Annotated in this window: 23 protein-coding genes and 1 tRNA gene; 9 read left to right on the top strand and 15 right to left on the bottom strand. The window is 61.6% G+C overall.

The features are described 5' to 3' along the window. Positions 1-75 precede the first annotated feature (75 nt). Entirely contained in the window at positions 76-2334 is a 2259-nt protein-coding gene (locus AB4136_RS21520; RefSeq protein ID WP_441931571.1) for a diguanylate cyclase domain-containing protein, read from the top strand. 25 nt (positions 2335-2359) lie between these two features. Here AB4136_RS21520 and AB4136_RS21515 read toward each other — a convergent pair whose 3' ends face one another. The 7 genes from AB4136_RS21515 to AB4136_RS21485 form a co-directional block, all read right to left on the bottom strand. Next, the gene (locus AB4136_RS21515) at positions 2360-3241 is read right to left on the bottom strand and encodes a 3-hydroxybutyryl-CoA dehydrogenase (protein WP_024922688.1); all 882 of its coding nucleotides are present in this window, start codon (positions 3239-3241) and stop codon (positions 2360-2362) included. Positions 3242-3352: 111 nt separating this feature from the next. Beyond that, positions 3353-4282, bottom strand: a complete 930-nt coding sequence (locus AB4136_RS21510) for an electron transfer flavoprotein subunit alpha/FixB family protein (RefSeq protein ID WP_024922687.1) — start codon at positions 4280-4282, stop codon at positions 3353-3355. A 24-nt stretch (positions 4283-4306) separates the two neighbouring features. Beyond that, positions 4307-5056 carry an electron transfer flavoprotein subunit beta/FixA family protein gene (locus tag AB4136_RS21505; protein WP_024922686.1) on the bottom strand — a complete coding sequence of 250 codons (750 nt, stop codon included), beginning with the start codon at positions 5054-5056 and terminating at the stop codon, positions 4307-4309. 222 nt (positions 5057-5278) lie between these two features. Beyond that, the gene (locus tag AB4136_RS21500; RefSeq protein WP_024922685.1) at positions 5279-6058 is read right to left on the bottom strand and encodes a rhomboid family intramembrane serine protease; all 780 of its coding nucleotides are present in this window, start codon (positions 6056-6058) and stop codon (positions 5279-5281) included. A gap of 45 nt (positions 6059-6103) precedes the next feature. Beyond that, positions 6104-6685, bottom strand: coding sequence for a cob(I)yrinic acid a,c-diamide adenosyltransferase (locus tag AB4136_RS21495; protein ID WP_024922684.1), 582 nt, complete (start codon positions 6683-6685; stop codon positions 6104-6106). 23 nt (positions 6686-6708) lie between these two features. Then, a complete protein-coding gene (locus tag AB4136_RS21490) occupies positions 6709-6900 on the bottom strand; it encodes a twin transmembrane helix small protein (RefSeq protein ID WP_024922683.1) in 192 nt (63 codons plus the stop codon). Between the two features lie 17 nt (positions 6901-6917). Beyond that, positions 6918-7793: an SDR family oxidoreductase gene (locus AB4136_RS21485; protein ID WP_161773101.1), complete on the bottom strand. Its 876-nt coding sequence runs from the start codon at positions 7791-7793 to the stop codon at positions 6918-6920. A gap of 47 nt (positions 7794-7840) precedes the next feature. On the opposite strand from AB4136_RS21485, the gene AB4136_RS21480 reads away from it, so the two are divergent. Beyond that, on the top strand, positions 7841-8692 hold the full coding sequence (locus tag AB4136_RS21480) for a YihY/virulence factor BrkB family protein (protein WP_024922681.1): 852 nt from the start codon (positions 7841-7843) through the stop codon (positions 8690-8692). On the opposite strand, the gene AB4136_RS21475 is transcribed toward AB4136_RS21480, so the two are convergent. Then, positions 8662-9549 (bottom strand): DMT family transporter, encoded by an 888-nt coding sequence (locus tag AB4136_RS21475; protein ID WP_024922680.1) that lies wholly within the window; start codon positions 9547-9549, stop codon positions 8662-8664. The genes AB4136_RS21480 and AB4136_RS21475 overlap by 31 nt on opposite strands. 119 nt (positions 9550-9668) lie before the next feature. Beyond that, positions 9669-10544, bottom strand: coding sequence for a tRNA glutamyl-Q(34) synthetase GluQRS (gene gluQRS / locus AB4136_RS21470; RefSeq protein WP_024922679.1), 876 nt, complete (start codon positions 10542-10544; stop codon positions 9669-9671). A 73-nt stretch (positions 10545-10617) separates the two neighbouring features. On the opposite strand from gluQRS, the gene AB4136_RS21465 reads away from it, so the two are divergent. Continuing rightward, positions 10618-11259: a DNA-3-methyladenine glycosylase family protein gene (locus AB4136_RS21465; protein ID WP_024922678.1), complete on the top strand. Its 642-nt coding sequence runs from the start codon at positions 10618-10620 to the stop codon at positions 11257-11259. A gap of 128 nt (positions 11260-11387) precedes the next feature. Continuing rightward, positions 11388-11945, top strand: coding sequence for an HNH endonuclease (locus AB4136_RS21460; RefSeq protein ID WP_024922677.1), 558 nt, complete (start codon positions 11388-11390; stop codon positions 11943-11945). Positions 11946-11956: 11 nt separating this feature from the next. Here AB4136_RS21460 and AB4136_RS21455 read toward each other — a convergent pair whose 3' ends face one another. Both AB4136_RS21455 and AB4136_RS21450 read right to left on the bottom strand, forming a co-directional pair. Further along, entirely contained in the window at positions 11957-12472 is a 516-nt protein-coding gene (locus AB4136_RS21455; protein ID WP_137901707.1) for a disulfide bond formation protein B, read from the bottom strand. Positions 12473-12504: 32 nt separating this feature from the next. Beyond that, positions 12505-13092 carry a YqaA family protein gene (locus AB4136_RS21450; protein WP_024922675.1) on the bottom strand — a complete coding sequence of 196 codons (588 nt, stop codon included), beginning with the start codon at positions 13090-13092 and terminating at the stop codon, positions 12505-12507. 195 nt (positions 13093-13287) lie between these two features. Here AB4136_RS21450 and AB4136_RS21445 point away from each other — a divergent pair. Further along, positions 13288-13372, top strand: a tRNA-Leu gene (locus AB4136_RS21445). Between the two features lie 417 nt (positions 13373-13789). Here the strand turns inward: AB4136_RS21445 and AB4136_RS21440 are convergent. After that, the gene (locus tag AB4136_RS21440) at positions 13790-15073 is read right to left on the bottom strand and encodes a GNAT family N-acetyltransferase (protein ID WP_024922674.1); all 1284 of its coding nucleotides are present in this window, start codon (positions 15071-15073) and stop codon (positions 13790-13792) included. Next, on the bottom strand, positions 15073-16473 hold the full coding sequence (locus AB4136_RS21435; protein WP_024922673.1) for a lipopolysaccharide biosynthesis protein: 1401 nt from the start codon (positions 16471-16473) through the stop codon (positions 15073-15075). The genes AB4136_RS21440 and AB4136_RS21435 overlap by 1 nt, the downstream gene beginning before the upstream one ends. 94 nt (positions 16474-16567) lie before the next feature. Between AB4136_RS21435 and AB4136_RS21430 the strand changes: the two genes are divergently transcribed. Together AB4136_RS21430 and AB4136_RS21425 are read left to right on the top strand one after the other, a co-directional pair. Further along, a complete protein-coding gene (locus tag AB4136_RS21430) occupies positions 16568-16807 on the top strand; it encodes a hypothetical protein (RefSeq protein ID WP_024922672.1) in 240 nt (79 codons plus the stop codon). A 193-nt stretch (positions 16808-17000) separates the two neighbouring features. Further along, positions 17001-17360, top strand: coding sequence for a hypothetical protein (locus tag AB4136_RS21425; protein ID WP_245317516.1), 360 nt, complete (start codon positions 17001-17003; stop codon positions 17358-17360). A gap of 38 nt (positions 17361-17398) precedes the next feature. Here the strand turns inward: AB4136_RS21425 and secA are convergent, their stop codons facing one another. Next, complete coding sequence (secA, locus tag AB4136_RS21420; RefSeq protein ID WP_024922670.1) at positions 17399-20125, bottom strand: preprotein translocase subunit SecA; 2727 nt, start codon at positions 20123-20125, stop codon at positions 17399-17401. A 241-nt stretch (positions 20126-20366) separates the two neighbouring features. On the opposite strand from secA, the gene AB4136_RS21415 reads away from it, so the two are divergent. Next, positions 20367-21302: a peptidylprolyl isomerase gene (locus AB4136_RS21415; protein WP_024922669.1), complete on the top strand. Its 936-nt coding sequence runs from the start codon at positions 20367-20369 to the stop codon at positions 21300-21302. 113 nt (positions 21303-21415) lie between these two features. Here the strand turns inward: AB4136_RS21415 and AB4136_RS21410 are convergent, their stop codons facing one another. Further along, complete coding sequence (locus AB4136_RS21410) at positions 21416-22009, bottom strand: TetR/AcrR family transcriptional regulator (RefSeq protein WP_024922668.1); 594 nt, start codon at positions 22007-22009, stop codon at positions 21416-21418. Positions 22010-22120: 111 nt separating this feature from the next. Between AB4136_RS21410 and AB4136_RS21405 the strand changes: the two genes are divergently transcribed. Further along, complete coding sequence (locus tag AB4136_RS21405) at positions 22121-22381, top strand: hypothetical protein (protein ID WP_036254594.1); 261 nt, start codon at positions 22121-22123, stop codon at positions 22379-22381. Position 22382: the final 1 nt, after the last annotated feature.

Genomic DNA, 22382 nt, shown 5'->3' with positions numbered 1-22382 from the left:
CTGTACAATCATTCCTTAAATGAGTTACTGCAAGATTGTCGATGAAGGGATGCTTCGAGTTGGACGTATAACGCTGTGACGTTTCAACACCGCGAAAGACGTGGCCTAGACAAATATCTGTCCGCCATCGCGTTGGGCTTTGGTTTCTGGTTAGCATCGGCCGCCTCGATCCTGCTGTCGCGGGTCGGCGACGGTGTTGCGGCAGTTTGGTTGGCATCGGCGGTTGCGTTCGTCATGCTGGTTCGACGCGAGCGGCGGACCGGCATCTTGGACTATGCCGCGCTTGCAGTTGCGACCCTCGTCTCCAATTTGCAGTTTGGCTCCAGTCTCACATCGGGACTGCTGTACGTGGTCTTCAATCTAGGCCAAACGGCACTCGCGTTGCTGCTCGTCGACAAATTTGCCGGCGGCCTGCCAGTGAAGGCCAGCCCATCGGTCCGAACTTTCGCGCTCATCCTGTTTCTGACCGGCGTGGTCGCAGATAGCGTGACGGGGCTGATCTTTGCCTCGTTTACCTATGCGGCGCATGGCTGGCCAATCTTCAAGACGGCCTGGACGTTTCTGTCGAGCAATGCTCTGGGTTATGCACTAGTCCTGCCGCTGCTGCTTTATGGTTCAAAGCCGGCACTCGTCTTGCTGGCCGAGCCACGGGCGCTGCTGCGTTTGATGCTCGTTGCCGCGAGTTGTGTTGGCTTGGCCTACCTTGCGTTGACCTATAGCCGCTTTCCCTTCGCGCTGACGATGCTGCCGCTGATGGTGTTTGCACCACGGTTGGCTTCGCTTGAGCTCGCTCTCGTGTGTTTCCTGACGGGTGTGGCCTGCGTCGCGATCGCCATGACGGGTCTGATGCCGGGCCTGCATAGCGGCATCGAGGTCTTGAGCGACGGGTTCCAGGTTTCGGTTGCGATCATCGTCTCCACGCCTTTCCTCGTGGGATTGTCCATCGAGCAGATGCGCGAGGATCATGCGCGGCTGGCGGAGTTGGAGACGCGCTGGAATTTTGCGCTGGTCAGCGCGGGGCAAGGCGTCTGGGACGCCGACATACGCAACAACAAGGTGCAATATTCCACGATCTGGAAGAACCTTCTGGGTTACGAGGAGAGCGAGCTCGGCAACGATCCGGAGCTGTGGCTGAAGCATGTTCATCCCGACGATCTCGACCGTGTCATCGCGGCGGATCTGGACCACATGCAGGGTAAGGTGCCTGTCTACGAAGTCGAGTTCCGCATGCGCCACAAAAGCGGCCGCTGGATATGGATGCTCGATCGCGGCAAGGCGGTCGCACGCGAACCCGACGGACGCGTGGCACGCGCAATCGGCTCGATGACAGACATCACCGAACGCAAGGAAGCTGAAGAACGGCTGTTGGTCTCGGCGACGCTTCTCGCCGACGAGAAGGAGCGGCTGCGTGTGATGCTGCAGTCCATCGGCGACGCGGTGATTGGTACCGATGCCGAGAACAGGATCACATTCATGAACCCGGTCGCGGAGAAGCTGACCGGGGCAACCAGCATTGCGGCGCTCGGCAAACCACTCGGTTTCGTCTACCGCGCGGTGGACGAGGAGAGCGGGCGCCGGCTGGACGAGCCGCATCTGGCCGACAACAGGCTGGAACGGGCCGAGCAGAACAGCCGGGCCGTTCTCGTTCGCAGCGATGGCACGCGTTTCAGTATCCGCCAGGTCGTGTCGCCGATCCTGAACGAGAACAACGAGTTTGGCGGCTCGGTCATCGTCTTCCAGGATTTCACGGATGCGCGAACGCTGCAGCGCCAACTTGCCCATGCGGCGACACACGATGCGCTGACCGGGCTCGCCAACCGCCCGAGTTTCATCCGGACGGTCGAGGACCTTGTCGCCAAGTCGAGGAGGGATGCCTCGCGCTACCAACTGATGTTCATCGATCTCGACCATTTCAAGCCGGTCAACGACACCAGCGGGCACGCGGCGGGGGATGCGCTGTTGCGCAAGGTGGCCTCCGCGATCAAGGGGGCATTGGCGCCCACCGATATTGTCGCGAGGCTGGGGGGCGACGAATTCGCAGTGGTGCTGATGTCGGCTTCGCACGGGGCTGGCGAGGCCGCCGCTATAGCAATCCTCGAAGCCGTCAGCGCTCTGGAGTTCATCTGGGATGGTCAGATGCATCGTGTCAGTTCGAGCATCGGACTGACCCAGATATGCGCCGAATGCGGCGAGGCCAACGAGATCATCGCGAAGGCCGATGCGGCCTGTTATGCGGCCAAGGCCGCAGGCCGCAACTGCGCTTTCGTGGCACTGCCCGGCTTGTCGGGGAACGGTGTCGCCACGCCGATGACACGCGTGGCGACCGGAACCTGAAATAGTGGGTAATGGCTGACTTAAGTCAGCGCGTCGGAACCGGATGTTCGCCGCGATAATCATAGAAGCCGCGCCCGGCCTTGCGGCCGAGCCAACCAGCCTCGACATATTTCACCAGCAACGGGCAGGGGCGATATTTGGAGTCCGACAGGCCGTCATGCAGCACCTGCATGATCGACAGGCAGGTATCGAGACCGATGAAATCTGCAAGCTGCAGCGGCCCCATTGGATGATTGGCGCCGAGCTTCATCGCCGTGTCGATGGCTTCCACGGTACCGACACCCTCATAGAGCGTGTAGATCGCCTCGTTGATCATCGGCAGCAAGATGCGGTTGACGATGAAGGCCGGGAAATCCTCGGAGACGGTAATCGTCTTGTCGAGCTGCTTTACATAGGCCTTGGCCAACTCGAATGTCTGGTCCCCGGTGGCGATGCCGCGCACCAGTTCGACCAGTTTCATCACCGGCACCGGATTCATGAAATGAATGCCGATGAAACGCTCCGGGCGATCGGTCTGGGCTGCCAGACGCGTGATTGAAATCGAGGACGTGTTGGTGGCGAGCACTGCAGTCGGGTTGAGCTGCGGGCAGAGCTGCGCGTAGATCTTGCGCTTGACCGTCTCGTCCTCGGTCGCTGCCTCAATGACGAGGTCGGCGGCGGCGAGATCGGCCATGTTGGCGGCGGAACCGATCCGCGAGACTGCGCCCTTGCGTTCCTTTTCGTCCAGTTTCCCGGAAGCGACCTGGCGTGCCATGTTGCCGCTGATCGTGGCGATGCCCTTTTCGATGCGGTCGACAGAGACGTCGTAGAGCAGGACGTTGTAGCCTGCCAACGCGGAGACGTGGGCAATGCCGCCCCCCATCTGGCCCGCGCCGATGATGCCGATCGTCTCGATCTTGCCGGTCATTCCTTGATCCCGCCAGAGGCTTGTTCTTGATTTTGTGCAACGCAAACTAAATGGCCGGGGTAGGTTTCGTCTACCCCGGCCATTATAATTAATACCGAACGAGAAGGGGCGTCAAAGCGCCTTTTCGAGTTCCGGCAACACCTGGAAGAGATCGCCGACGATACCGTAGTCGGCAACTTGGAAGATCGGAGCTTCCTCGTCCTTGTTGATGGCGACGATGACCTTGCTATCCTTCATGCCGGCAAGGTGCTGGATGGCGCCGGAGATGCCGCAAGCGATGTAGAGATCGGGGGCCACCACCTTGCCGGTCTGGCCAACCTGCCAGTCGTTGGGGGCGTAGCCAGCGTCCACTGCGGCGCGCGAGGCTCCGACGGCGGCGCCGAGCTTGTCTGCGACGGGAAGGATGACTTCCTGGAACTTCTCGGCTGAACCCAGCGCACGACCACCCGAGATGATGATCTTGGCGGAAGTCAGCTCCGGGCGGTCGCTTTCCGACAGCTTGTTCTCGACGAAGGAGGACAGGCCGGGATTGGCTGCAGCTGCAACGGTCTCGACCGACGCTGAGCCGCCTTCGGCAGCGGCCTGGAAGGACGCGGTGCGCACGGTGATCACCTTCTTGGCGCCGGCGGCCTGTACCGTCTGAATGGCATTGCCGGCATAGATCGGACGCTTGAAGGTATCGGACGACACCACTTCGATGATCTCGGAAACCTGGGCGACGTCGAGCAGGGCTGCAACGCGCGGCGCGATGTTCTTGCCGGTCGAGGTGGCTGCAGCGACGATGGTGTCGTAGTTGCCGGCCAGCGAAACGACGAGGGCCGCCGTAGGCTCCGCGAGGCGCTCGGTCAGTTCTTCGGCTTCGGCCAGGAGAACCTTGCGCACGCCCTTCAGCTTGGCAGCTGCGTCCGCGGCGGCCTTGGCACCCTTGCCGGCAACCAGAACGTCGACGTCGGAGCCGATCTTGAGAGCCGCCGACAGCGCCTTGGCCGTCTGGTCGGAGAGCGATGCGTTATCGTGTTCGGCGATGAGGAGAATTGCCACTGTCTTGTTCCTTTCCGCTTCGCCTTAGAGCACGCCGGCTTCGTTCTTGAGCTTGTCGACGAGCTCGGCGACCGTCTTGACCTTGACGCCCGCCTTGCGGCGGCCCGGCTCCTCGGTCTTGATGACCTTGAGCTTGGGTGTCACATCGGCGCCGAAGTCGGCAGCGGTCTTTTCATCCAGCGGCTTCTTCTTGGCCTTCATGATGTTGGGCAGCGAAGCATAGCGCGGCTGATTCAGTCGCAAGTCCGCAGTCACGATGGCCGGCATCTTCAATTCGACCGTCTGCAGGCCGCCGTCGACCTCACGGGTGATTTTGGCTTTGTCGCCGGCCAGCTCGATCTTGGAGGCGAAGGTGCCCTGCGCCCAGCCGAGAAGGGCTGCCAGCATCTGGCCGGTCTGGTTGGAATCGTCGTCGATCGCCTGCTTGCCAAGGATAACCAGGCCCGGCTGTTCGGCCTCGACCACGCCCTTCAGCACCTTGGCGACACCCAGTGGCTCCACCATCTCGTCGGACTTCACCAGGATCGCGCGATCGGCGCCCATGGCCAACGCCGTCCTCAGCGTCTCCTGTGCCTGCGCAGGCCCGATCGAGACCACGATGATCTCCTCGGCCTTGCCCGCTTCCTTCAGGCGGATCGCCTCTTCGACGGCGATCTCGTCAAACGGGTTCATCGCCATCTTCACATTGGCGAGTTCCACGCCCGAGCCGTCCGCTTTCACGCGAACCTTCACATTCGCATCGACGACCCGCTTCACGGGCACCAGGACTTTCATCTGTCTCTCACCTCTCAAGATGCATTCGGGGCGCTATAACAGTACCGGCCCGCTCAGGGTTGTCGAATGCCGACATTTCGGACGCAAATTCTGTAGTTCGCCCGCCAAATCTCGGTTGCCTGCACGGTGGCTTACGCGGCTTCCCCAGGCGCGCGGGACCGTAGTTGTGAGTGACGTGAACGTCAATATCGCCAGAATGCCCAAATCGGTTGAATGCAAAACCTATTGCCTGCCCCAGCGGGGCGCGGGTTTGGTCTCGGTTGCAGGTGGCGGCGGCACCTGTCCGGTTTCAGTTGAAACCGGGGTAGCGGTTTCATCATCCTCGTCGTCCAGCAGGGGGACACCACGGCTGCGCAGCACCACGACCAGCACCGCGCCGGTGACAATGCCGCCAATATGGCAGGCCCAGGAGATCTGATCCTGGCCGCCCATGGCGAACATGACGAACTGCAGCAGGATCCAGAGGAGGAGCACGATGTAGGCGCGGATGCGCAGCGGAATGCGCGCGAAGGCCAGCACCCACACTTTCACGCGGGGATAGAGGATGAGATAGGCCGCGACCACCCCGGCGATCGCGCCGGAGGCGCCGATCAGCGGCTGTTCGGAGCCTGGCGCCACCCAGCCGTGGAAAAATGCGCCTCCCACGGCGCTAGCCATGTAAAAGATCAGATAACGGACATGACCGAGGGCATCCTCGACATTGTCGCCGAACACCCACAGGAACAGCATGTTGCCGCCGAGATGAAAAATGTCCGCATGCAGAAAGGAATAGGTCACGTAGCTGAGGTTCGCCGGAATGACGACAAATTGCGGCGACAGTTCCGCAGTGTGATGGACGATGGACGGGATGAAGCCGTAGCTGAGTGCCGCGCCCGCCGCGAAATCGTCGCCGGCCAATCGCGTCGTCAGATAGACGGCGACATTCAGAACGATCAGCCCGATCGTCACATAGGCGTGCCGAATGCGACGCAGGTGGTTCGAATCGTAAAGCGGAATGAACATGCGGCTGGCTTCCGCCCCTTGGGTGTCACATCCGCTACGTTCAAATCAGCGGTTTTTGCCCGGCACCCATAACACGTCGGTCTTTCCGTTGTCATTGACCGTGCGCGCGGCGACGAACAGGAAGTCGGAGAGGCGATTGACGTATTTGATCGCTTCGCTGCCGACGATCTCGGCCGGGTCCTGAGCCAGGGCGATCATGACGCGTTCGGCGCGGCGCGTCACCGTTCGAGCCAGGTGAAGTGCTGCCGCGGCCGGTGAGCCGCCATTCAGCACGAAGGACTTCAGCGGCTGCAAATCCTTGTTGAGCAGATCGATGTCCTTCTCCAGCCGGTCGACTTGCGAGGCGACGATACGCAGCGGCTCATAGTCCAGCGGCTTGCCGTCGTCCGGAACGGCGAGGTCGGCACCTAGGTCGAACAGGTCGTTCTGGATGCGACCGAGCATCGCATCGATCGCCGGATGCGCGACCATCGTGTGCTGGCGTGCCATGCCGATGCAGGCATTTGCCTCGTCCACCGTGCCATAGGCGTCGACGCGAAGGTCCGATTTCAGGCGCCTGGCACCGGTGCCAAGGCCGGTGGTGCCGTCATCGCCGGTTCGGGTATAAATCTTGTTGAGCTTGACCAAGCCGTCCTCCCGGTCTCGCGCCGCTACTTTCGGGTGAGGTAGACGGCCACCATGATCAGCACAAGCGCCACGAACTGCAGCAACACACGCGCCTGCATGAGCTTGTTCGATGTTACGCCGGAGCCGCCACGCATCATGTTGATCAGCCCGCGGATCAGAACCGCGACGACCGCGATCATGACGATGATGGCGAGGATGTTGAAGACAGTGGCCATTGCAACTTCCGTTTCGTTCAAGCGCGCTTTGCGAGGATGCGGTAAAGTGTCGAGGCAGGCAGCAGGCGCTTCAGCACCACTCCTATCTTGGCAGGCACCGTTACCACATAGTGCGGCCGGGGGCGTTGCGACAGAAGTGCATGGGTGAGAACTTTGTAGACGGCTTCCGGACCGAGCTTATAGGGCGATTTGACGCCACCGGCTTGCAATCTTTGTAGCTGCGCCTGGTAGGCTGCGCGATGCGCCGAATTCTCGTGGTCGATGTTCTTGAGAAACCAGGACAGGCCGTTGCTGGCAATCTTCGAGGCGATCGGGCCCGGCTCGATCAATGAGACGTGGATGCCGCTGCCTTCCAGTTCTTGGCGCAGGCACAACATCAAGCCTTCAAGTGCGTGTTTGGACGCAGCGTAGGCGCCGCGGAATGGCAACGGCGTCAGGCCGAGGATCGAGGAACAATGGACGATGCGGCCGTGGCCTTGAGCACGCATCAGCGGAACGATGCGGCGGGTAAGGTCATGCCAGCCGAAAAAATTGGCCTCGAATTGTTCTCTGAGCGCTGCTACCGGCAAATCCTCGACCGCTCCCGGCTGGGCGTGAGCGCCATTGTTGTAGAGCGCATCCAGACGGCCGCCGGTGCGTGCACTTATTGTTTCGACCAGAGCGGCGATCGAATCCGGCTCCCGATAATCGAGATAGAAGGCTTCGATGCCGTCGACTTCGAGTGCGGCTATGTCTTCGGCCTTGCGGGCGGTAGCGAACACGCGCCAACCCTCGCGCTTCAGCGCTCGAGCGCAATAGGCGCCAATGCCGGAAGAAGCGCCAGTGACGATGATCGTCCGTGGCGCCGGAGATGCGGGGTTGTCGGGTTCGGCGAGGCTTGCCATATGCCGCATTCACTTCCCATATTCGCCGCCTGGAAACAACCGGAGGGAAAGCGTCGTTGCTGCGGACCATCGTTGCCTTCCGTCGTGTGCTCTACGACGCGCTCGGTCATTTCAACAATGACGACGGATGGGCCATGGCCAGTCATCTGGCCATCACCTCGCTGATGGCGCTGTTTCCGTTCCTGATCTTCGCCACCACGCTGGCGAGCTTTCTCGGCGCGCAGGCTTATGTGGAAACCGTGGTACCGCTCGTGTTCGACACTTGGCCGGAGCAGATCGCCAAGCCGATCGCGCGCGAAGTCATCAACGTTCTGACCGTGCGACGCACCGATCTGTTGACTTACGGCGTGCTTCTGGCCGGGTTCTTCGCCTCGAACGGCATCGAGGCGCTGCGGACGTCGCTCAACCGCGCCTATCGCATGACCGAGACACGCTCGCTGATTTATCGCCGCGCCCAGAGCATTGTTTTCGTACTCATTGCCACGGCAGGTTCGCTCGCCATCAGTCTGCTTCTGGTCTTCGCGCCTCTGTTGGCGAGGCTGGCGGAAGTGCATTTTGACTGGATCGGTCCTTATATGGGCACGATCACGCTGTGGCGTTTCGTCATCGCCTCGGCCGTGATCGTGTTTGCCCTGTTTGCCGTGCACATCTGGCTGCCGATGGGGCGGCGGAGCATTGTCTCGATCATGCCCGGTATCGCCTTCACGCTGATCGGCTGGCTGGTCGGTTCAACGATCTTCGCCACCTATCTCGACCACTTTTCGTCCTATGTGACGACCTATGCCGGTCTGGCATCGATCATGATCGCGGTCGTCTTCCTCTATATCGTTTCGGTGATCTTCATCCTCGGTGGTGAATTGAATGCCGCCATCAGCCGTTATCTGGAGGCCCGCGCCCGCGTCGGTTGAGCGGTGGCCAATCCGACGCCGAAGGTGGTGATCGCCATGCCGACGATTTGGATGAAGTTCAGCTGCTCGCCGAACAGGACCCAGGCCATCACTGCCGTCACCGCGGGCACCAGATAAAACAACGAGGCGACCTTCGACATCTCGCCTTCGCGGATCATCACCATCAACAGGAAGATGGCGCCGACTGAAAGCACGAGCACCAGCCAGGCCATTGCGAAGATGAAATCGCCGTTGACGGTGAAGGTCTGGGTCTCGAAGGCGAGGCTTGCGACGACCATCACCACTGTTCCGCCGACATATTGCCAGAAGGTCGAGGCGACGAGGTCGCCCGACGAAGCGAAGCGCTTTTGCCAGACCGTGCCGGCGCTCATGGCGATCACCGAGACGAGGGATGCCGTCAAAGTGGCCGCGGTGACGCCTCCACCCAATGTGCCGAGCTTTGGCCACAAGACGACGATGACGCCGACAAAGCCGACCGCCAGCCCGATCCAGTGACGCGGTTTGATTTGCTCACCCAGCAGCTTGCCGGCCATGACCGCGGTGATCAGCGGTTGCAGGCCGACGATCAGGGCCGAGATGCCAGCGGGCAGGCCGCGATGGATCGCCCAGAACACGGCACCAAGATAGATGCCATGCATGAGAACACCGGCGATGATCGCATGCTGGGCCTGCTTGCGGTTCGGCCAGCGTGCCTTGAGCACCGTGATCAGGACGGCGAACAGCGCGGCGGCGATGGCGAAACGGATAGCGAGAAAAGTGAACGGTTCGGCCCAGGGCATGGCGTAGCGGGCGCCAATGAAGCCCGTTGCCCACAGCACGACGAAGGTGGCGGGAATGAACCGCTTGAATTCGTGCATGGGTTGCTGGTCCACTTTCTTGTGAGAAGGGCGCTGCTCTAGCCCGGGGCGATCGCCCGGCAAAGCGAAAACGGCTTACGTTTAAAGTAACGCGAATTGAAGTTGCTGTCGGGCCAGGCCTATAGGCCAATCATCTGCCTGATCTCTTCTGGGCTCGTGCCGCCAGTACGCAACGCAGCCAGACCGGTGTCCTTGAGGCTTTTCGACAGTTTGCGTCCGTCCGGACCGAGTATCAGCTTGTGGTGGAAATAGCCTGGTTGCGGCAGGCCGAGCACGTTCTGCAGGAGCCTCTGCACGGATGTTGCGTGGAACAGGTCCATGCCGCGCACGATATGGGTCACACCCTGCAGTGCGTCGTCCATCACGACGGAAAGATGGTAGCTGGTCGGGATGTCGCGGCGTGCGAGGATGATATCACCCCAATCCTGCGGCCGCGCTTCGACGCGGTTCGCAGCCGACAGCGTCGTGTCCCCAAATTCCGTCCAGGAAAGATCGTGGTCGAGGCGCGAGAGGGCTGCCGCGACGTCGAGCCGCCAGGCGAAGGGTGTTCCTTCGGCCATGCGTGCCTCGCGCTCTTTGAGCGACAAGGTCTTGTCGATCGCCGGATAGATCGGCACGCCGTCGGGATCGCGCGGCCAATCGCGCCCACGCCGCTCGCGTTCCGAGATGAAGGCGCGGATATCGCCCCTGCTCATGAAGGCGGGGTAGACGAGCTCCTCGGCGATCAGCCGGTCGAGCGCGGCACGGTATTCATCGAAATGCTCGGATTGCCGCCGCACAGGTTCCTCCCAGCGCAAGCCGAGCCATTCGAGGTCGCGATAGATGCCGGTTTCGAATTCCGGCGTGCAGCGGGTTGTATCGATGTCCTCGATACGCAGCAGCAACCGAGCGCCGACATTGGCGGCCAGCTGCTGGTTGAGCAGCGCCGAGTAGGCGTGGCCGAGATGGAGCTCGCCGTTCGGACTTGGCGCGAAGCGGAATGTCAGGAGTGTCATCGGCGGGCGGCAATCGGGTTTTGCAAGCGTCAATCGGATTGCTACCTTGCCCGTCCTCCACGGACAAGGAACCATGCAGCGCATCGCCTCCCTCGACGACATTGCAGCCGGGCTCGACGCGTTGTGCCGCATCGACCCGCGCCTTGAGCCGGTGCGCGTATTTGCCGGCGAAGTGCCGCTGCGCCTCTCCGAGCCGGGTTTCGCAAACCTTGCCTCCATCATCGTCTCGCAGCAGGTGTCGCGTGCCAGCGCCGATGCGATCTTCGGCCGGCTTACCCGGTTGCTCGATCCATTGACGCCCGAGGCCATTCTCGGCGCCGGTGAGGATGTGTTTCGTGAGGCCGGCCTGTCGCGGCCGAAACAGCGCGGGCTGATCGCCATCGCCGAAGCCGTCGCGGGTGGGCTCGACCTCTATCATCTGTGTTCGCTGGAGGCCGGCGAGGCTATTGCCGAGCTCACCGCGGTTCCAGGCATCGGTCCGTGGACGGCGGAATGTTACCTGCTTTTCGCCGCCGGCCATCCGGACATCTTTCCAGCGAAGGATGTCGCGCTGCAGAGCGCGGTCGGTCACGCGCTGTCGATCGAGCCGCGTCCAGCGGAGAGAAAACTCATCGCGCTGGCCGAATCATGGGCACCGTGGCGAGGCGTCGCGGCGCGACTTTTCTGGTCCTATTACAGAGAATTGAAGGGCAGGGATGCCGCTCCGCCTGCCTGAGCCATAAAAAAGCATAAAAATCATGCCTTTTCAGGGGGTGTTCGATGCGGCTCCCCGCTTCACATCCCTGTCATGTCGGGCTTACAGTATCCGCGCCGTTCGGTTTGAGAACCAAGGAGGCAAACAACGTGACGGTTGCCGTATCTCCGGATGGGCTTCCCGCACTGGTGCTGAATGCGGACTACCGTCCGCTCAGCTATTACCCGCTTTCGCTCTGGTCCTGGCAGGACGCGATCAAGGCGGTGTTCCTCGACCGCGTCAACATCGTTGCCGAGTACGAGCACGCGGTGTCCTCGCCGAATTTCTCGATGAAACTGCCCTCGGTGGTCAGCCTGAAGGCCTATGTGAAGCCGTCCCGCTATCCGGCCTTCACGCGTTTCAACGTATTCCTGCGTGACCGCTTCCAATGCCAGTATTGCGGGACGCCAGAGGACCTCACCTTCGACCACGTGGTCCCGCGTCATCGCGGCGGTGCGACGACGTGGGAAAATGTGGTCGCCGCCTGCTCCCCCTGCAATCTGCGCAAGGGCGGCATGATGCCTTCCCAGGCCAAGATGTGGCCGCTGCAGAAGCCGTTCCAGCCGACCGTGCACGACCTCCACAACAATGGCCGCCTGTTCCCACCCAACCATCTGCATGAAAGCTGGATGGATTATCTGTACTGGGATGTTGAACTGGAGCCCTGAGGCCCCTTCATTCAAGCGCGCTTGTAAGCCCCGCGGAAAGCAATAGCCGCGAGGATCACGCTGGCAATGGCGTTCCAGCCGGCCAGCGACAGGCCGAGAATGCGCAGCGCCGCCTTGTCGCAGGACGGCGGCACGAACTTGTCCAGCGCGTCGAGCACGCCCTTGCCGCCGGTATCGACCGGTCCCGCCACATTGGTGCAGTCGGTCGGTCCCGGCCACCATGCCCACTCGACGCCGGAATGGTAGATGCCGAGATAGAGACCGTAGACCATCAGAAGACCGCCGACGACGAGCAAGGCGCGGGTGATCCAGGCAGGAAGTTTGAAGACCGCGGCAAGCACCGCGAGCAACATCAGCGGGACGCCGACGTAGTACGGGATGCGCTGCTCGTAACAGAGCTTGCACGGGATGTAGCCGCCTATGTACTGGAAGGCGAGTGCCGAGCCGACGGTCGCGGCCATGGCCACGGTCAGGAACGCGGCGGTGAGCATCGGTCCGCGTGTCGGTGTTGTCATGGATTGGGACATGTCGGTTCGCTCCTGTGGTCGGCGCTCTTCGTTCAGAGCGCGTATTTGGCCGCGAAATAAAGCAGGATGAGAATGGCAGCCGCCGCGCCCGCCAGTAGGCCAAGGCGCTTTTCGATGAAGTCGCGGATCGGTTCGCCGTAGCGCCTCAGCAGCCATGCCAGCAACAGGAAGCGGCCGCCGCGCGCCACGATGGCCAGCACGATGAACAGCAGCAGATTGACGCCGATGACGCCGGACAGGATGGTCACCACCTTGATCGGCGGCAGGTGCGCGGCGCCCGAAGTGATCAGCATCAGGACGATGAAGCCGATGCCGGACGAGGTGCGCAGGGCTTCGAATTCGTCATATTTGCCGTAGAATTCGAGCACCGGCTTGGCCACCGCCTCATAGGCGTAGTGACCGATGAACCAGCCGGCTATTCCGCCCAGCACCGAGGCCACGGTGGCGATCAGCGCATAACGATAGGCGCGGTCGGGCCTGGACAATGCCATCGGTAGATAGAGCACGTCCGCCGGCACGAGAAATACCGAGCTTTCGACGAAGGCGATGAAGGCCAGCCACCATTCGGCGGATTTTCGCGCCGCCAGCGACAAGGTCCAATCGTAAAGTCCGCGAAGCATGCCGCCCCCTTTTTGATCAGTGCATGCTCTAGAAAGAATTTCTTGGCCACACAATGGCGCGAAGCATCACGAAACCGAAAGGCCGCACCCGTTGGCTCGGGCGTTGTCCATGATTTCGCAAAAGGAGCGGCCGCGCCAGTTGACGAATGGGTGCGCGACCGTATAGTCCGCGCCCATCTGGACCGCCCGGTCCGGGCCCCTATGGCGGAATTGGTAGACGCGCTCGACTCAAAATCGAGTTCCGCAAGGAGTGCTGGTTCGATCCCGGCTAGGGGCACCAAAGTTTTCCCGTTTTTCTCAGGTGATCAACAGTCGTGCTGGCTGCACCCGGAGTGCCTGAGAGGTGCGCCCATGGTGGCGCTGGTTGGCCGCGTGACGTCGTTCATCCACCCTGTGCCCGCTTGCCTGGGGTGGGGGGTAGGGGTGCGGCAAGCGGGCGGCGACTATGCAACGTGCCTTCACATAATCGCATCAACACCCTAGCCGACTTGCGTGGGTTTAGGAATGGCAAGTTTTACAATTGTCAAATATTTCAATAAGTTAGAATATAATGAAGTGTGATTGTAGATGCTGATCTCTGTTGCGTGTGGCGCGTTTGTACTTGCCACGTACACGGAAGCGATGCGCAGGCGCACGGCCAACTCGTTTTCATCGAGCTACCAGCCCATAACCCCATCGCAAACCGGTCTGGTTCGGGTCAACCGCGTCCGAGCAGGTTCCGAACCCGGTTTCGCAACAGCCGCGCGAAGTTGCGGGTCTCTCGATAGAGGTGCAGTTGCGACGCTGCCTGTCGGGTTGCCCTGTCGGCATCTGGGGTAAGGCCGATGACGAAGGTGCCGAACGGTCGCCGTTCGGACCAAAGACGGCTCATCACCGGATGGTCCGGCACCGCGCAGGAATCGCTCATGACGATGTTTGGATCGTCGAGATGCTGCTTGGTCACCTCGATCATCAACAGCGTACCGGGCGAATAGGCGGCAAGGGTCTCGTCATAGGCCGTTTTCCAGGTATAGGCGTGCCCGGCCTCGACGAAGACGATCAGGCTGGCGATAGTACGGCCGTCAAGCGTCAGCGAATGAATACGGCACATGTCCTGTTCGGCGAGGCGGTGTACGGCTTCGCGTGCGAAGGCCGCGCGATAGCGGTCGATGGCCATGGCGGTGCGCTCACGCCCTTTCCAGCCGGAAGCCTCCAGCGTCAGGAAATTCTCGATCGCATGGCGGATCTCCTCCGGCCCGCGCGCCACGTGGTGTTCCAGCGTGCCCGTCTCGGCGAGCCGCCGTTTCAGGCGGCGAAATTCGCGATAGTGATGCGCTCGCAGCGACTGCTTGAGATAGGCGTCGCCGTCCAGTTCGCTGTGCAGAACCGGACGCAACGTTTCGCCGGTGGTCACCAGCGGCAGATTGCGCGCCTCAGCTAGCGCTTGCAGGAGGCTCGCCATCGGACCGTCAAGACGCATGTCCGGCAGGGCGAAAACCTTGGGGAGCTTGAGATGCGGCCGCGAAAGCATCGAGAAGAAATCCTCGATGACGCCGACAGGGTCGTCGCGGTCGACCAGGGGGGTGCCGACCGGGCCAAACGGGCTGGCCCAGGTGCGCATGATGGAGACGCCGAGCGGAATGCCCGGCCGCTCGACCGAGAACGGAACCAGCAGGCGCAGCCGGCTGCGGTGTTCGTTGCCGTCGCGAATGACAGCCAGCCGCACTTCCCGATCTTCCAGACGCGGCATCGCCGGCGCGAGAAAGCGGGGGTTGAAGAAGACGTTGGGCTCGATGGTGCGATTGCACAGATAGTCGAGTTCCTCGACAAGGTCGAAACCCGCCGATGCAGGATAGATCGCGAGCGTACGCTCCGGGCGGTTGGCGGCGAGGAGTTCGATCTCGGCCAGCTCCGCGGCATTGGGTGTGACACCCGCCAGACCGGTCATCATCGTTCCGGCGGGACCGCCACTGGTTTCCTCGATCAGCGGGATGGCAGCCATCAGGCGGCTCCTCTGGCAGGGATGAAAATGGCCATGGCGATACCCAGCTTACGCCAGACGGTGAACGACAGCGCGGTCGCCTCGAACAGCATTGCAAGGGCCGTAGCAAGTGCTGCGCCCCAAAGATGGAAATGCGGGATCAGGATGACGTTGAGCAAAATGTTGAAGGCGAGCGTCAGCGCAAAGACGGCGGCGCAGATGTTCTGGTTGCCGCTCATCGTCAGAAGGCTTTCGCAAGGGCCGACCGCGGCGCGGGCGACGACGCCGAAGACCAGCAGGAAGAGCAAAGGATAACCGGCATCGAACTCCGGCCCGAACAGCACGAGCATCGGTTTGCCGAGCAACAGCACCACCAGCGCCATCAGCACCGAGGGCCAGAACGTCCATGACACGGTTTCACGGGCGAAGGCGGCAAGCTTGCTCCGTTCACCGTGGGTGTAGTGCGCATATCGCTGGGCGACGCCCGCCTTGACGGCGAAATAAACGAAGTGAACGAGCGCCAGCGTCTTCACGGTGGCGAAATAGACGGCGACGTCGTCCGGGGTCAGGTAAAACCCCACCATCAAGACATCGGCGTTGGTGAGCAGGAAGAAGAAGCTTTCGACCAGGAAGATCGGCAGCGATACGACAAGCCAGTCGCGGATATGGATGGCCGTCGGGCCTGCCGGAACGCGAGCGTCGGTGCGTGCGGTGATGCTGACGAGTTGGCCAATCGTCGTCGCATAGGTGGCAACGATCGAGGCGATCAGTGCCGTCTTAGCGTCCGGCGGCATGCCGATCAACAGGGCAAGCGCCATGCAGGCAAGGATCGCCAATGGACGGATGATGTAGGTGGCTGACAAGGCAGACAGCGCCCAGGAATTGGCGCGGGCTATTCCTTGCAGCAGATCGGACATCGCGATCATCGGCAGGCAGAAGATGCCGAGCACGAAGGGGATCACATAGTAGCTTTCGATCCTGCTCGAGAAGAGCCAGACACCGCCCACACCGATGAGTGCGATCACGGTCGACGCGACCAGCACGAAAAGCCGACTCGCCAGCAGAATACCGCGCAACTCGGCCATCTTGCCGTGTTCGCGAAATTCCGGGATGAAGCGGATCACCGATGTGTGGAAGCCGAGGCAGGACAGGTTGCCGACGATGATCATGGTCGTCCACACCAGCACTAGGATGCCGTACTCGAACGAGCCCATCCAGCGGGCCATCAGGACCTGGCTGACAAAGGCGATGACGGCGCTGATGACGCGGATGACGAAAGCGATGAGCGAAATGCGGCCGGCTTCGCCGCGTTCGTCCGAGGAAAAGAGGATCGCGTCGACCCGGCCGAGAAATGGCCTCGCCCGCAGCGCCAAACGCTGCGGCAGAAGCCGCTCGGCTGTCATGGCCGCGGAAAAGCGCACACCCTACTCCCGTTTTGTGCCAGAACCTTAACAGTCTCAGGCACCACAGACTATCTATTCGCTACACCTTAAAAAACGGTTCGGGAGGGGTTTGATGATCGGTGAGAATGAACGCAAGGCGATGCTCGAAGCCTATTCGATCGGGCCGAAGATGATCGCCTATCTCGAAGAAATCGGCATCGAGCGGCTGGCTGATCTCAAAGGTGCGGATGCCGGCGAAATAGCCATGCGCATCGACATTGCGATGGGGCGCAAGCACATGAACCGACTGGGTGTCGCTGCACTGGAGAACCTGATCGCGTTGGCCAATGAGCGGTCGCACGACGCGCTGTGATCGCGACGGATGTATTCTTGGTTGCATTTGTCGCCGCATGCCGACAATCCCATGCCCCGGGGCGCGCGGCTAATCTCTGCGGCCGCTCTCAAAAAGCTGATCCGGTTGCATGGAACAATCGGAACCCGGTGCGCATTGGAAATGCGTCGGCAAAGAGGTTGCCGATATCGAGGGCTATACGATGAAAACGACATTGGGTTTTCTGCTGGCCGCCGGCGTATTGACGCCGTTGGCGGGCAGTTTCGCCGCCGAGCCTCTGAAGACGATGACGGAGGTGGGGGCAGCCCTGCAGAATTGCTGGGTTCCGCCTTCGACCGATGCCAAGGGCTCGGTCACCCTGCAATTCAGCTTCAAGCGGGACGGTACCCTGATCGGCCCGCCCCGGCCAACCAACATCCAGGTCGATGGCGAAGCCGACAAACGCAAACAGCTCGTGCAGGCAGCGACGGATGCTGTTCAACATTGCATGCCGCTCGCCTTCGAGCCCAAGCTCGCCGACGGGATCGCGGGCACGATGTTCACGCTCCGGCTTGAATCGCCGAAGCGTCAGTAAGGTCTCTGGGTGCTCGCAACAACCGCGGCGCCGGCTATTTAGCCGAAGGCACCGTGGCAGTGCTTGAACTTCTTGCCGGAACCGCAGGGGCAGGCTTCGTTGCGACCCACCTTGCCCCAGGTTGACGGGTTTTTCGGGTCACGCTGCTCGGGGGGCACCACGCGGATATCTTCCAGAACGGCAACATCGCCGCCTTCGCCGAAATCGTTCTCGCCGGTGGTGGCATCAAAGTGCTGACCGAACATTTCCGGTGCTTCCGGCATGGGGGCATCGGCCGCCTCGCGGACCAGTTCGACGCGCATGAGCTGCGCGGTCACCGCCTGGCGGAGATTGCCGAGCATGGCCTGGAACAGCTCGAAGGCCTCGCTCTTGTACTCGTTGAGCGGATCGCGCTGCGCATAGCCGCGGAAGCCGACAACGGAACGCAAATGGTCGAGATTGACGATGTGTTCGCGCCAGAGATGGTCGAGCGTCTGCAGCACGACCGAGCGTTCCACATAGGCGGTCACGTCCGGGCCAAAGCGCCCGGCGCGCTCTTCGGCCGCTTCGTCGGCGGCTTTGGTGATGCGCTCGCGGATATCGTCTTCGGCAATACCCTCTTCCTTTGCCCAATCCTCGATCGGCAGGTCGAGATTGAGGTATTGCTGCACCTCGGCCTTCAGGCCCGCGACATCCCACTGTTCGGAATAGGCGTTTTCGGGAATGCCCTTGGCGACGATCTCGTCAATGACATCGTTGCGCATTTCAGAGACCGTCTCGGACAGGCTTTCGCCGTCCATCAACGCGATGCGCTGCTCGAACACGACCTTGCGCTGGTCGTTGGAGACGTCGTCATATTTCAGAAGGTTCTTGCGAATGTCGAAGTTGCGCGCCTCGACCTTCTTCTGCGCCTTCTCCAGTGCCTTGTTGATCCAGGGGTGGATGATGGCCTCGTCTTCCTTGAGGCCGAGCTTCTGCAGCATGCCATCCATGCGCTCGGAACCGAAGATGCGCATCAGGTCGTCCTGCAGCGACAGGAAGAACTTGGATCGGCCGGGATCGCCCTGGCGTCCCGAACGACCGCGCAGCTGGTTGTCGATGCGGCGGCTTTCATGGCGCTCGGTGGCAAGCACGTAGAGGCCGCCGGCGGCCAGCGCCTTTTCCTTCAGCTTCTTCACATCCTCGCGGATGGCGTTTTCCCGCGCCTCGCGCTCGGCGCCTGCCGGCATGTCGACCAATTCCTCGGCAATGCGCATCTCGGCGTTGCCGCCGAGCTGAATGTCGGTGCCGCGGCCGGCCATGTTGGTGGCGATGGTGATGGCGCCGGGCTTGCCGGCCTGGGCAACGATGGCCGCTTCCCGTTCATGGTGACGGGCGTTCAGCACCTCGAAATCCTTGAAGCCGTCCTGGCGCAGGCGTTCAGCCAGCTGTTCCGACTTTTCGATCGAAGTCGTGCCGACCAGTGTGGGCTGGCCCTTGGCATTGGCTTCGCGGATCTCCTTGACGATCGCCTTGTACTTCTCCTCGACGGTCCGATAGACCTCGTCGTCCTCGTCGAGGCGGCTGACCGGAAGATTGGTCGGAATCTCGGTGACTTCGAGATTGTAGATGTTGCCGAATTCCTCGGCCTCGGTCAGCGCCGTGCCGGTCATGCCGGCCAGCTTCTTGTACATGCGGAAGTAGTTCTGGAAGGTGACGGACGCCAGTGTCTGGTTCTCCGGCTGAATCTGCACATGCTCCTTGGCCTCGAGCGCCTGGTGCAGGCCTTCCGAATAGCGGCGGCCGGGCATCATGCGGCCGGTGAATTCGTCGATGATGACGATTTCGCCGTTGCGCACGATGTAGTCCTTGTCGCGCTGGAACAGGCGATGTGCCTTCAGCGCGTTGTTGACGTGGTGGACCATGGCGACGTTTTCCACGTCGTAGAGCGAGTCGCCCTTCAGAAGGTCGGCACCGCGCAGCATGTTCTCCACATTTTCCGTGCCTTCCTCGGTGAAGATCGCGGTCTTCTGCTTTTCGTCCACCTCGTAGTCGGCGGGCTGAAGCTTCACGATGAAGGCATCGACGGTGTTGTACATATCCGAACGGTCCTCGAGCGGACCGGAGATGATCAGCGGCGTGCGTGCCTCATCGACCAGGATCGAGTCCACCTCGTCGACGATCGCGTAGTTGTGGCCGCGCTGCACCATCTGCGCGCGCTCATACTTCATGTTGTCGCGCAGGTAATCGAAGCCGAGCTCGTTGTTGGTGGCGTAGGTGACGTCGCAGGCATAGGCCTCATGACGCTGCTCGTCGGAGAGACCGTGCACGATGATGCCGACAGTGAGGCCGAGGAACTTATAGACGCGGCCCATCCATTCGGCGTCGCGGGTGGCGAGGTAGTCGTTGACGGTGACGACATGGACACCCTTGCCAGCGAGCGCGTTGAGATAGACCGGCAGGGTGGCGACCAGCGTCTTGCCTTCGCCCGTACGCATTTCGGCAATGCCGCCATTGTGCAGGACCATGCCGCCGATCAGCTGCACGTCGAATGGCCGCAGCCCCAACACGCGTCTGGCCGCTTCGCGAACGGTGGCGAATGCCGGAATGAGCAGGTCGTCCAGCGTCGCGCCATTGGCGATATCCTGGCGGAATTTTTCGGTGCGGGCGGTTAGTTCGGCATCCGAGAGCGCCCGCATCTCGTTTTCCATGGCGTTTATGGCCTCGACGCGAGGCCTGGTCGACTTGACGCGGCGGTCGTTGGAGGAACCGAAAATCTTACGGGCGAAGCCGCCGAGACTGACCATTCAATGGTCCTTTCGCTTGCAATCCTGGGTCCGGGGACGGATGCGGCAGGCATCCGACGAACCCGCCCGAACAGAGAAACACCAAAAAGCGCCCGGAAAACGGTTCTGGACGCAAAGTCGTTGGACAGATAAGAGGGGGCACAATCGATGTCAACGCTGCGTTATCGACCCGCAGAACGCCAAATTCCGCCACATTCCGGCTGATCAAAAGACCTCAACGTCCCCATCGGAGCTCTTTCGTATGTCCTTATTGTTTCGCCGTGCGTCGCTCGCCAGCCTAGGTTTGGCCGTCGGCCTGTCGGCTTTGTCGCTTTCGCCTCTGGCCGCCCAGGAAACTCAGCCGGCCCAGCCGGCCCAGCCGGCCGATGCCGCCGCAACTCCGGCTGCTGCTCCGGTCGATCCGAACGCAGTCGTTGCCACGGTTGACGGCAAGCCGATCACTGAAGCGGATTTGACGCTCGCCGAAGGTGAATTGTCGAAGCAATTCGCGCAGCTTCCGCCGGAACAGCGCCGCGCCGCCGCCCTTTCCGCGGCCATCGAGATCAAGGTTCTTGCCGCGAAGGCCGTCGCCGACGGGCTCGACAAGGATCCCGATTTCCAGCGTCGCGCAGCCTTCCTGCAGCAGCGCGCCCTGCATGGCGAGATGGTCGAAAAGGAAGTGGTCGGCAAGATCACCGACGCCGACATTCGCGCACGCTACGACAAGGAAATCGCCGCGCAGCCGCCGGTGAACGAGGTCCACGCCCGTCACATTCTCGTGAAGACCAAGGAAGAAGCCGAGGCGATCATCAAGAAGCTGGAAGGCGGCGCCGATTTCCAGAAACTGGCGAGCGAGAACACCAACGATCCGAGCGGCAAGACCAGCGGCGGCGATCTCGGTTTCTTCGGCCCTGGCCAGATGGTGCCGGAGTTCGAGAAGGCGGCATTCGCGCTTGAGGTCGGCGCCTACACCAAGGAGCCTGTGCAGACCCAGTTCGGCTGGCATGTCATCAAGGTGGAGGACAAGCGCCAGCAGCAACCCCCGGCTTTCGACCAGGTCAAGGACCAGGCCCGTTCGGCGGTCGTTCGCGACAAATATTTCGCGCTGGTCAAGGAAGCCCGCAAGAGCGCCAAGGTCGACATTCCGGATGAAAACCTGCGCAAGGCCGTCGAGGCAGCCGAAGGCGGCGCCAAGTAAGCTTCGATCTACCTCTTTAGGTAGCCAGACGCTTTGTAGTCGATGGGAGCGGTACCTTCACAGGTATCGCTCCCTTTCCATTTTATGCCGGCTCCTTCCCGAGCATAAGGTTCCTAGACCTTGATGCCGTTGACGATGGCGCCGACGGCGGCCCGCAATTTGTCCTCGCTCTCATCCAGCCGGCCAGTCAGCAGGTGGGTCCAGGCATAGGACGAGACCATGTCGGCTATCTGGCTGGGGTCTACGCCGCGGGCGACCTCGCCTCGATCGATGGCACGTTCGACCAACTTGCCGGTGTAGGCACGCCGGCCGCGCGCATAGTCGGCCAACGCTTCGGCGGCGGCGGCGTCGAACTGTGCCTCGGCAATCAGCGAGCGGAAGATGTTGCCGGCAGGCGTATCGCGCCACGATCCAAATAAACTGCGGAGGAACTGGAACAGGTCCTCCTCGATGTTGCCGGTGTCGGCATAAACGATGTCGCGCTTCTGACGCTGATAGACCTCGATCAGCAGGGCTGCCTTGCTCGGCCACCAGCGATAGATGGTCGGCTTACCGGCGCGGGCCCTGCGTGCCACGGCTTCGATGGAAAAGCCGGAATAACCGGCTTCATGCAGTACGGCCTCCGCCGCGTCGAGGATGGCCTCGGCGCTGGCGGGGTTGCGTCTGGCGCCGATCGACCGGCGCGCCTTTTCTTCTGTCGCGTTCAATTTTGCCCAAGGGTCTCGAAGTTCGCCTGGCGACTATACATCATCCCTTGACGAAACGAAACGGCTCGTTCTATATATGCAACGAAACGTATCGTTCTTATGGAGATTGCTATGACTGCCACGTCCGCCCCCTCGCAGGCTCCCGCCGCCCGGCCCCGTTTTTCGCGTCCGCGTTTCGCTCTGATGGTGTTGATCGGGGTGTACCCGCTGATCACCACGATCCTTTATCTTCTTGGGCCGCTGACCGAGCACTGGGCGATCTGGCAGCGCACTCTGGTGATCGCGCCGATGATGGTTGGCGCCATGATATGGGGATTGATCCCGACCGTGCAGCGCGTGTTCAGCGGTTTCATCAACCCCGCGGCTCGTTGAG

It is taken from the genome of Mesorhizobium sp. 2RAF21 (assembly GCF_052115345.1).
GTDB classification, from domain to species: domain Bacteria; phylum Pseudomonadota; class Alphaproteobacteria; order Rhizobiales; family Rhizobiaceae; genus Mesorhizobium; species Mesorhizobium terrae.
Note: the sequence above shows the minus strand (reverse complement) of the source record. Positions and strands in the feature narration are given on the sequence as shown.

Coding starts and splice junctions, on each gene's coding strand:
- AB4136_RS21465 (WP_024922678.1), top strand. CDS start 10,618: ATGCAGCGCATCGCCTCCCTCGACGACATTGCAGCCGGGCTCGACGCG.
- AB4136_RS21450 (WP_024922675.1), bottom strand. CDS start 13,092: ATGCTTCGCGGACTTTACGATTGGACCTTGTCGCTGGCGGCGCGAAAA.
- AB4136_RS21415 (WP_024922669.1), top strand. CDS start 20,367: ATGTCCTTATTGTTTCGCCGTGCGTCGCTCGCCAGCCTAGGTTTGGCC.
- AB4136_RS21485 (WP_161773101.1), bottom strand. CDS start 7,793: ATGCGGCATATGGCAAGCCTCGCCGAACCCGACAACCCCGCATCTCCG.
- AB4136_RS21455 (WP_137901707.1), bottom strand. CDS start 12,472: ATGTCCCAATCCATGACAACACCGACACGCGGACCGATGCTCACCGCC.
- AB4136_RS21505 (WP_024922686.1), bottom strand. CDS start 5,056: ATGAAAGTCCTGGTGCCCGTGAAGCGGGTCGTCGATGCGAATGTGAAG.
- AB4136_RS21490 (WP_024922683.1), bottom strand. CDS start 6,900: ATGGCCACTGTCTTCAACATCCTCGCCATCATCGTCATGATCGCGGTC.
- AB4136_RS21515 (WP_024922688.1), bottom strand. CDS start 3,241: ATGACCGGCAAGATCGAGACGATCGGCATCATCGGCGCGGGCCAGATG.
- gluQRS (WP_024922679.1), bottom strand. CDS start 10,544: ATGACACTCCTGACATTCCGCTTCGCGCCAAGTCCGAACGGCGAGCTC.
- AB4136_RS21430 (WP_024922672.1), top strand. CDS start 16,568: ATGATCGGTGAGAATGAACGCAAGGCGATGCTCGAAGCCTATTCGATC.
- AB4136_RS21405 (WP_036254594.1), top strand. CDS start 22,121: ATGACTGCCACGTCCGCCCCCTCGCAGGCTCCCGCCGCCCGGCCCCGT.
- AB4136_RS21440 (WP_024922674.1), bottom strand. CDS start 15,073: ATGGCTGCCATCCCGCTGATCGAGGAAACCAGTGGCGGTCCCGCCGGA.
- secA (WP_024922670.1), bottom strand. CDS start 20,125: ATGGTCAGTCTCGGCGGCTTCGCCCGTAAGATTTTCGGTTCCTCCAAC.
- AB4136_RS21500 (WP_024922685.1), bottom strand. CDS start 6,058: ATGTTCATTCCGCTTTACGATTCGAACCACCTGCGTCGCATTCGGCAC.
- AB4136_RS21475 (WP_024922680.1), bottom strand. CDS start 9,549: ATGCACGAATTCAAGCGGTTCATTCCCGCCACCTTCGTCGTGCTGTGG.